At 66.2% G+C, this 3,008-nt stretch carries 3 protein-coding genes; 1 reads left to right on the top strand and 2 read right to left on the bottom strand.

All coding sequences use genetic code 11. From position 1 onward, the window contains the following. Positions 1-559 (top strand): NlpC/P60 family protein (locus ABZ824_RS39665; protein ID WP_356970045.1); only part of this gene is annotated, 559 nt, incomplete at its 5' end. Between the two features lie 168 nt (positions 560-727). Here the strand turns inward: ABZ824_RS39665 and ABZ824_RS39660 are convergent. Further along, entirely contained in the window at positions 728-1,951 is a 1,224-nt protein-coding gene (locus tag ABZ824_RS39660) for a transglycosylase SLT domain-containing protein (RefSeq protein ID WP_356970044.1), read from the bottom strand. Between the two features lie 402 nt (positions 1,952-2,353). After that, positions 2,354-3,008 (bottom strand): phage tail tip lysozyme (locus tag ABZ824_RS39655; protein WP_356970043.1); only part of this gene is annotated, 655 nt, incomplete at its 5' end.

Genomic DNA, 3,008 nt, shown 5'->3' with positions numbered 1-3,008 from the left:
CTACACCAAGGCCGGGCAGCAGAAGGTGCATCAGATCCTGACCGCGGCGTTGCAGAAGGCGCAGTCGATCGTCTCGGGCGGGAACGCGACTTCCAGTGACACCGCCGCGGCGATCAATCGGTTGACCAAGCAGTACCTGTACAACATCGCGGGCAAGAACTACAACCCATCCACAACCAGCACGAGTACCGGCGCGACCGGAGCCGCCGCGAAAGCGATCCAGGTCGCACTCGCCCAGCTCGGCGACCCGTACATCTACGGTGCGGAAGGGCCGAACGCCTTCGACTGCTCGGGTCTGATGCAGTACGCGGCGGCCGCCGCCGGCGTTCGAATTCCTCGAGTCGCGGCGGATCAGTACCGGACACTGCCCAAGGTGAATCCCCGGGACATCAAGCCCGGCGATCTCATCTTCCCGTCCGAATCGTTCAAGGGTGCGAATAATCCCGGTCACGTCATCATGTACATCGGCAACGGCATGTGCGTCGAAGCGCCGCACACCGGTGGCCACGTCCAGTACCGGAAACTACCCAGTAGCTACGCGGCCGCACGCTGGGCATGACTTTCCAGCCGTTTCCGCTCGACTTCCACCGGTGCCGGCGATATCGAGCAACAGCTCACACTGGTTCGCATCGTAAGCGCGGAACTCTCTGGGCATTTCCGGTCCGGAGTGAACTTCTGGCGCGGCGACCGGGCCATCGGTCGCGGCAAACGCCCGGTCGTGACAGCGTCAATACCCCACGTACGAGCCGCCACCGCGCATCTGCACGATTCCCGGCACATTGCTGACCGACCCGTAACGCTCGATGGCATAGCGAACGCCCGCGACGATGTTGTCCACGGGATTCCAGATATCACGGTGCCCTGGAACGGAATACGCGTTGAACGTCGGATCGATGGTCTGCATCAGACCTTTCGACGGAATCCCGGCCGCGGCGTTGCTGTCCCAAAGGTTGATGGCGTTCGGGTTGCCACCGGACTCGTGCTGGATGATCGCCGCGATGTCGGAAGGATCTATCTGACGCGTGTCGTAGCCGTGCTGACGCAAAACCTGCAAGGCTTCGTCGATCCATTGCCCCTGCTGACCGGACGGCCGCGTGCGTGGCGGACCGCCACTGGGCCCGTGCATGCCGGAGTGCGACGTGCGGCGGGGCCGCCGCGGCTGGACGGGGCGCGACTCGCGCAGGTAGTGGTCGGCCAGGGCCGCGACTCGATCGGCGGTGAGCACCGTCGCGGCCTGCCCCTGGCCAAGCACGGTACCCGCGCGTTGCAAGGCGTTGTCCAGGGTGGAGATCACCAACTGCCTGCTCGCGGTGGCGTCCTGGACGTTTCCGAGGGCCGTCAAGGCGGTGTTCACCTCGGCGATGATCGCGCCGATCGCGGCGCGGCCCTGCGTAGTGCTGTCGACCGCGCCGCCCAGGATGCGTTCCAGCTCGGCGTTCATCGACTGTGCCGCATCGCCGTGGCGTGCTCGATTCTGATTGCTGACGGCGTACTGGGAACCGAGCGCACCGTCCCACACGACGGGTCCGGTCGGCCGCGCCGCGCCGAGATCGGGCGGCGCGTACGACTGTCCCGACACGGCGGTCGGCGGGCCGTCACCGTACTGGGCGGCGATGGCAGCCAAGGCGCCCATCGCCGCGGCCGCCATGGGCGCGGGCGAGCCCGACATGCCGAGCGCGTCCGAGCGCGGGAGGGAGGTGGAACCCGAAGCGGCGGTGTTCGTCTCGGATACCGGCGGTCCGCTTTGGGCGCGCCCCTGAGCCGTCGCGCTGGTCGGCCCTGCTGGGGCAGGCGCACCTACCTGCGGACGCGGGATCGGGGCGGAAGCGCCGCGCGTCGCGGACTTGGCGGCGCGGCGCGGCGCGACGGTGGTGGCGCTCGCACGACCGTCGCGAGGATCTCCGGGATCATCGGAATCCGTCTCGGGCGGAGTGCGATCCGTCGGAGCCATCAGTTACCCCGATACGCGCGGACACAACCCACGGTGACCACAGAGGCAGCCATGATTCACCTTCCGCCGGATGCCCCGGTACGCGCACTGCCGATCGCCGGACACGATCAGTGCGCGCTGGAGCCGGAGAAGTTCTCAGCCGACGTGGCAGCGATGTTCGCCATCCGCGCCGATGCGGTGAACTCATGCCGCCTTGCCCGCTGTCGGTTCACCCGACTCGGAGTGCCTCTTCCCCGGCACTCGCCCGAAGCGTATTCGCAGCTTAACCCAGCCATTTCCGGAGCTACGCCCGGTCTGTTCCCGCTTGCGGGAATACCGGGCGTCCGCATCCTGGCACATGGTCGCGCGACAATCGCGAGGCGCTTCGGTCGAAAAGTGCACCGCGTGAGAGCCTGCGCGGCGTCAAACGGCGACGTTACGCATCGCCGAGGCGATGCTGTTGGCATAGGCGATGCGCTGTCCTCTCGCCTCACCGGAGCTTCTTTCGTAATACTGATCGAAGACCGCCGCGGCGTAGGCAGGCGTCTGCGCGGCCCGGAGATATCCGTACGCGGTGGATTCATTGCTACGCAATTCGGCCATCATGTAATCGATCTGGACCTTCCAGTCGGTGACCGGCTTCCCTTGTGCGGCCGCGAACCGCTCCAGAGCCTGCCGTCGCCCACCCCGCCACTGGCACAGACCGATGGCGCCTTCGCCCGAGTTGTACGCGCTGGTGTTGAAACCGGACTCGACCTGCAGGTTACCCACGATTCCTGCTGCTTGCGCAGGCGTGAGCCCATATTTCGAAATGAGATAGCGATAGACATCCGCCGGATTGGCCTTCGAGCCTCCCGGAATGTTGTCGGCGCTGCCGCTGGTTCCGGTGGGCCCAGTGGTTCCGGTGGATGGGTTGTAGTTCTTGCCCGCGATGTTGTACAGGTACTGCTTGGTCAACCGATTGATCGCCGCGGCGGTGTCACTGGAGGTCGCGTTCCCGCCCGAGACGATCGACTGCGCCTTCTGCAACGCCGCGGTCAGGATCTGATGCACCTTCTGCTGCCCGGCCTTGGTGTAC

Source organism: Nocardia sp. NPDC047038, from assembly GCF_040644075.1.
GTDB lineage: Bacteria > Actinomycetota > Actinomycetes > Mycobacteriales > Mycobacteriaceae > Nocardia > Nocardia sichangensis.
This window is presented reverse-complemented; position numbering and strand designations above follow the sequence as displayed.